We start from the raw sequence: 5,894 nt of genomic DNA on the forward strand, positions 1-5,894 counted from the left end.
CACCCCGTCCACTGACCCGTGAGCCCGGGGCCCGCCTGACCGGCGGACCCCGGGCAGCGGCGCGGCGGCTACGGCTTCTTCATCTCGCAGACGAGAGTCGCCGCAGCGGTGTTGCAGTCCTTGAACCACAGCCGACCGGGATCGACGGCGAACGCGTCGCCGTCGATGACCCGCATCTGCGTCAGGAACTCGTTGCCGTACTTGTTCATCGCACCCTGGTTGACGTACCCGGACATCGAGGAGCGGCCGCACTTCTCGGTGAACGTCGGTGCGTCGTAGCGGGTGTCGTCGAGGAGGTGTTCACTACCGTCGTCGGCCTTTGCCGCCACAGTCTGAATGCACTCGCCGCCTCCGGCCTTGCCGGCCGGATTCAACCCGCCGGCAGAAGCGGGCAGGCCCACGGTCTCGTATGCCGAGGCGAACGGCACCTCGTCACAGTTCACCTTGTCCGGATTCGGCAAGGGCACCTGCGGACGGAACTCCGGGTGCATGAACGTCTTCGGATGCGGCACGAAGCCCTTGGTCGGCACGTATCCGTCGGTTCGGCTGCCGCCGTAGTAGCCGCAGACCCGGGCACGAATCTTCTTCTTGGTCCACGTGGAATTCACACGGCCGTTGTCCGCGTCGGGACGGTAGTGCATCGGCTCGGCGATCGTCCCCAGGCCCTTGACGCCGGACTTGTTCTGGACCATCCACAGGTGAGCTGCGGCAGCCGGGTAACGGGCGGCATCCATCTGGTACTCGGGAACGTACTGCGTCAGCACACATCCCGGATCGCCGTACGATTCGACCTTGTCGCAGCGCACATCGATGCCGGGCGAGCGGGCGTCGCCACCGTCGGTGTCGTCGTCCTTACCCTCGATCGGTACGTACTCACTCTCCGGGTTGAAGATGAACCAGATCGGCAGCTCCCTGGACAGCCCGGCATCGGTGGGGCCGACGCCGTCGGTGGAGCCGTCCCACTTGTGCGTGGCGGTACCCGTGGCCATGTGGGAGTCGACCGGGTTGCTGTCGCCTCCACCCTTCCAGCTGAGGTCGCCGTAGAAGTCGAAGTTCTGCACATCCCTGCCGTCGGTGGCGCCTTCGCACGCGCCGCTGAAGCACATCGAGTCGATGTGGGCGATGGGATTGCCGTCACCGAACAGTACGGACCTCTCATCCCCGGGGAAGTCGTTGTAGACCGGGTTCATCTCGATCCACGTCTTGATCGTCCCGTCGTGCCGGTCGGTCTTGACCTGGAAAGCGATTTCGAAGCCGGCATGGTGTTCCGCGATCTTGACGCCGTTGAGGTGGTACTCCTTCTCGTAGTTCAGGTCGTAGAAGACACAGGCTTCGTTACGGGTGATCAGCGACTTCTGCGCCTCTCCGGACAGCGACGGCTGGCACCAGGAACCAGTGACGATCGGATCGGGGTAGGACGGGGCCCGCATCCTGCTCCGCTCGGCCAGTTCCTTCGCGGCCTTACGGGTTCCCGCGAGTGACCGCTCGTCCTTCGGAGTGATGGTGACCGTCTCACCGCCCTTGCTCAGGGTCCGGGACGAACTGCCCTGCTTCCAGTCCGCAATGCGCTGCGGTTCGTTGAGGTACGCGACGGCGTCGGAGGTCAGGTTCGGCTTTGGCAGCTTGATGTCGATCTTCTGCGCGCGGTTGTAATTCCGATTGCCGGCGGTGAATCCGTAGTCCCTGATCGGGCCCACGTTTCCTGCACGATCCACGGTGCGCGTCTGCGTCACATGGTTGCCGTCGGCGGCCGGGGTCGCGGTGTAGGAGGCTTCCGGTGCCGGTGCTGCGGCCAGGGCCGCAGGCGTGGTGGTGCGTACCGATGCCCAGCCGCTGTTCTCCGCGTCGTCCTCGTACGGGTCGAAGCGGTACTGCACCTCGTACGGGGACGGATCGCCGGTCGTGACGTCGAAACGGCCCTCGATCCCTGCGCCGCCACCGCCCCAGTTCTCCGGGTAGGTGCTCGACGTGACGGACTCCGGTTCCTCCGGTGCGGTGGTGTCGACGACGAACTGGGTCCAGGGGGACCAGTTGAGGTTGTAATGGGTGCCGTCGTAGGCATTGGTGCGGAACTTGTAGGTTTTGCCGTCCTGAAGTTGTCCGGCCGGCACGGTGACGGAGGTGGGCTTCCCCGAGTCCACCGAGCCCGACACGATCAGACCCTCACCCGCCGGGGTGGTGATGGGGGTGTTGGTGGCGGCGTCGTAGACCTGGAAGGTGCCGGTGACCTTGTCGCCGTCGGCGTCGGTGAAGGTGTCCCGCAGGGTCGGAGTGGTGGTGTTGACGGCCCAGACGCCTGCGTACTGCCGGAACGGTGCGCCGGCCTGCCGGTTCGTGCCGTCTGAGGGCCGGTAGTTGTAAGTGACGGACAGCTTGGGCTGATTCGTCGTGGCGTTGGCGGAGTTGACCCGCTTCCACTGTTTGACGTCGTCGGTGGCCGCGCGCAGGCCCATGTGTCCGCGGGAGGCCTTGGCGGACGCCCAGGTCTGGACGAGGGCGTCGACATCGGCGTTGATCCAGCCGTCGGCACCGCAGGACGGGTTGCCCATGGTTTCGGTGGAGGAGTGGTATTGCTGATTCCATGCGGGCTGGCTGGTCCAGCGGGACGAGGTGGAGGGGGCACCCGTGTCCCACACGGTCCAGCTCTGCGCCGTGCAGTCAGTGTTACCGGAGTGAAAGTTGTACAGCGACAGGTTGGTGTCGACGATCAGCGCGTCGGCAATCGCCGAGGTGTTCCAGGTGATGAAGGAACGGGCCGTGCGAAAGGTGCCGTCGGCGTTCTTGGTGCCGGGGTTGCCGAAGTCGAGTTCGGTGTCGGCCGACCAGTCGACGGTCTCGCCCTGCTGGATGTAGGTGTCGAAAGTGTTTGCCAGCGCCGAGGTCGAGGGGTCGACAGTGACCGGGTAGACGGTCTTTGGGTCTGCGAGGAACGCCGCGTCCGGGGTGACGACGAGGTCGATCAGGCCCTCGCCCTTGTCGACGACCTTCATGCCGACCTGGGTCCGGTTCTCGTGCTTCCCCGACCGCTTGTCGACCGACGCGTCCCACATCACCGGGGCGGGCATGGTGGCCCGTGCGTCGCCGGTCCTCGCGTCGGCGAAGGTGACCGAACCGTCCTTGTTCGCCTTGGCCTTGAGACCCTTGGCTTTTACAGGGAGCGTGTAGGTGTGGCCCGCCGCCTCCGGCCGCTCGCGTATCTCGACGAACTGCTCGAAGCCGGTGCGGGTCGCCTCAACAACGACGTCCGCGCCGGGGATGGCCTCGCGGTAGCGGGCCGTGGTGCCGTCGATCGCGGGTGCGGGCAGTCCGCCCTTCCACTGCAGGGTCACGCTCTCGTCACCCTCGCCGAGGGTGACGAGGTCGCGCGGGGCGGCGTCCTTCGTAGCCTGCAGCGACTGCGCCCTCGTGCCGCCCTTGCCGCCCAGGCGCAGGCCCTTGGGGTGGTTCTTCGCCCGGACGCCGCCGTCCGCACCGTGGGCGAGGGTGACGTCGACCTTCTGCCACTTCCCGTCACGCAGGACACGTTCAGGGCCGGCGGTGAGTTCCGTGGTCAGGGTGCCGTCGGGGTTGGCGACGGTGTACGTCGTCTCAGTCGTCTCGTCGGTGACGACGACCTTCTTGCCAGTCTTCTCCGCCTCCAGGATCGCCCACGCCTTGGAGCCCTTGGCGTGCCGGGCCGCCCAGGTCATGTCGGAGGCGAGGATCTCCTCCTCGGACGGCTGGTGACTCCGGAGCAGGGCTTCCTCGGCCTGAGGAGCCGCCGTCACGGCCGCGCCGCCGGCGACGAGGGCGGCTTCGGCGACCAGCAGCAGCGCTGCCGCGGCCGCCGTACGTGACACCCGTCTGTGCCGTCTCGCCCCGGAGAACTGTATGTCAGGAGACACGAAGTGCTGCCCTTCTCTTGGGAAATTAAATGTGTGTGCTAGACGTACAGAACAAGGACGCTATGCGCCGTCAAGCGGATGGCAGTAGTGCATTTCTGGCCCAGTGGAGGACGGGGGATCGCGCAGGCCGCGTCGGCGTTGCGGCTACGGAGGTGCGGCTTCTCAAACATCGGATTGGCCATACCTCGGTGTGGCATCGAAGGGCTTGAGCGGCTGCCCGCCTGTCGCCAATTCACGGACATGCCTCAAGGAAGTCATGACTGTCGGACGAACCGTCGGCAAAGCCTCAGACTTCTCAAGTCGTCGTATCAGGTGGTGAATTCTGACCGAAAGCAAACCTCCGGGGCCCCTCGCCGCGGGAGAGGGGCCTCATCACCACCGTCGTGTGAAGACTGCCGGACTCGCATGGCGACGTGCCGCAATCGCGTCCACCCATGCCAGTGAAAGCACAGCCAAGAAAGTCGGCACCGCCCTACGCGACGTCCGTCTCCTTCCGCAGCACCCGCGTGATGCGTTCGCCGAGCACCCGGTCCACACCGCCCGCACATGGGAGGTCGGCCAGAACTTCAGTGAGTTCGGCGAGCGTCTCCGCCGACCCGACCGAGAATCAGGACGTCAGGCACCATCTCGATGCTTACTGTGACAACGATCGCGTCCTGAGACACAACCCGTATATCATCCGTATCGGGATTAACCGGGAGTATCCCAATCACACTGATAGTGCTACGGGGCGGTCACCGACCGGCCCCGCAACCTTTTCACTCGCGGCTGTGCGCCAGATTGGCATGAGACAGTACAGATCCCTGTCGTTCAGCCTCTCGTCCCGTACCGGAGGAACGCCCAGGGTGCACCAAGAAAGCGTGAGTCGATGACCTGGTCAAAGCCCTCAGCTCGGACACCGGCATATCGAAGAGCGAGGTGTCCCGGATCTGCACGGACCTCGACGAGCAACTCGACGCCTTCCGCACCCGGCCGCCGGATCACACCCGCTTCCCTTACGCCTATCTCTACGCCACCCACGTCAAGGCACGCGTAGAACCACCAGATCGTCTCCCAGGCCGTCGTCATCACCACCGGCATCACCGAGGACGGTGGCCGTGAGGTCCTGGGCGTCATGGTCGGCGACAGCGAAACCGAAGCGCTCTGGACCGAGTTCTTGCGCTCGTTACGGGAACGCGGCCCGACAGGCGTCCGTCTCGTCACCCCCGACAGCCACAGCGACCTGGTCAAGGCCACCCGCAAGGACATGCTCGGCACCGTCTGGCAGTGCTGTCGTGTCCACTTCGTCCGCAATATCTTCTCAGTGATCCCGAAGGGAGCCGCGGTGACGGTCGCCGCGACGATCCGCACTCTCTTCGCCCAACCCACCGCAGAAGCGGTCCAGCCCACCTCGACACCGTCGCGAACACGCTCGGCAAACAGTTTCCCAAGGCCAAAGAGATGCTCCGCGAGGCGAAGGAGGACCTGACCGCGTTTGCGAACTTCCCTCACCAGCACTGGAAGCGGCCGCGATGTGCCCGGTGAGGCCAGGGTGGTCGTATCCGGCATGTCGCTGGCGGATGGTCCCACAACGTGAAAGGGCGTGGATTCGGTCCTCGATAGACTCCTTCTTGTATTTACGTGACGGCTTACTGACCTTCGATGATGGAGGTGAGGCCGTCGAGGAGTGCCTTCAAGCCGAACTCGAAGAGAGCATCGAGACGCAGGTCGTAGCCGTCCTCGAAGGCTCCGACCACCTTGGTGAAGGTCGGGAAGCGGCCGGATTCCACTAGTTCCTGGAGAGCGGGGGTGCGGCTGTCCATCCACTGGTCCTCCGACTGGCCTGTGGCTGCTTCGGCGTGCGCTTCCATCTCCAGGTGCACAGCCAGGCCCTGGACATGACTGTAGAGCAGGACGTGAATGTCGAAAAGTTTGGTGGGATCGAGTCCGTGGCCGTCGAGGGCTCGCAGCATCCACTCGCCGTGCACCATCAGGTTGGGCACGAGCAGAGGGCGGGTGAGAGAGCCGATC

The 5,894-nt window shown here is 65.1% G+C and carries 2 protein-coding genes and 1 pseudogene; 1 reads left to right on the forward strand and 2 read right to left on the reverse strand.

Features of this window, described 5'->3' with window-relative positions:
- Nucleotides 1-68 precede the first annotated feature (68 nt).
- Nucleotides 69-3,839, reverse strand: a complete 3,771-nt coding sequence (locus ACIF8T_RS40405) for a DNRLRE domain-containing protein (RefSeq protein WP_400042467.1) — start codon at nt 3,837-3,839, stop codon at nt 69-71.
- Between the two features lie 909 nt (nt 3,840-4,748).
- On the opposite strand from ACIF8T_RS40405, the pseudogene ACIF8T_RS40410 reads away from it, so the two are divergent.
- A pseudogene (locus tag ACIF8T_RS40410) lies at nt 4,749-5,390 on the forward strand (transposase); the annotation flags it as partial.
- A gap of 122 nt (nt 5,391-5,512) precedes the next feature.
- Here the strand turns inward: ACIF8T_RS40410 and ACIF8T_RS40415 are convergent.
- Nucleotides 5,513-5,894, reverse strand: a 382-nt coding sequence (locus ACIF8T_RS40415; protein ID WP_400042469.1) for a TetR/AcrR family transcriptional regulator C-terminal domain-containing protein, incomplete at its 5' end; no start/stop codon positions are given.

Origin of the sequence: Streptomyces sp. NPDC085946, assembly GCF_044540485.1 — a bacterium.
Classification (GTDB): Bacteria; Actinomycetota; Actinomycetes; order Streptomycetales; family Streptomycetaceae; genus Streptomyces.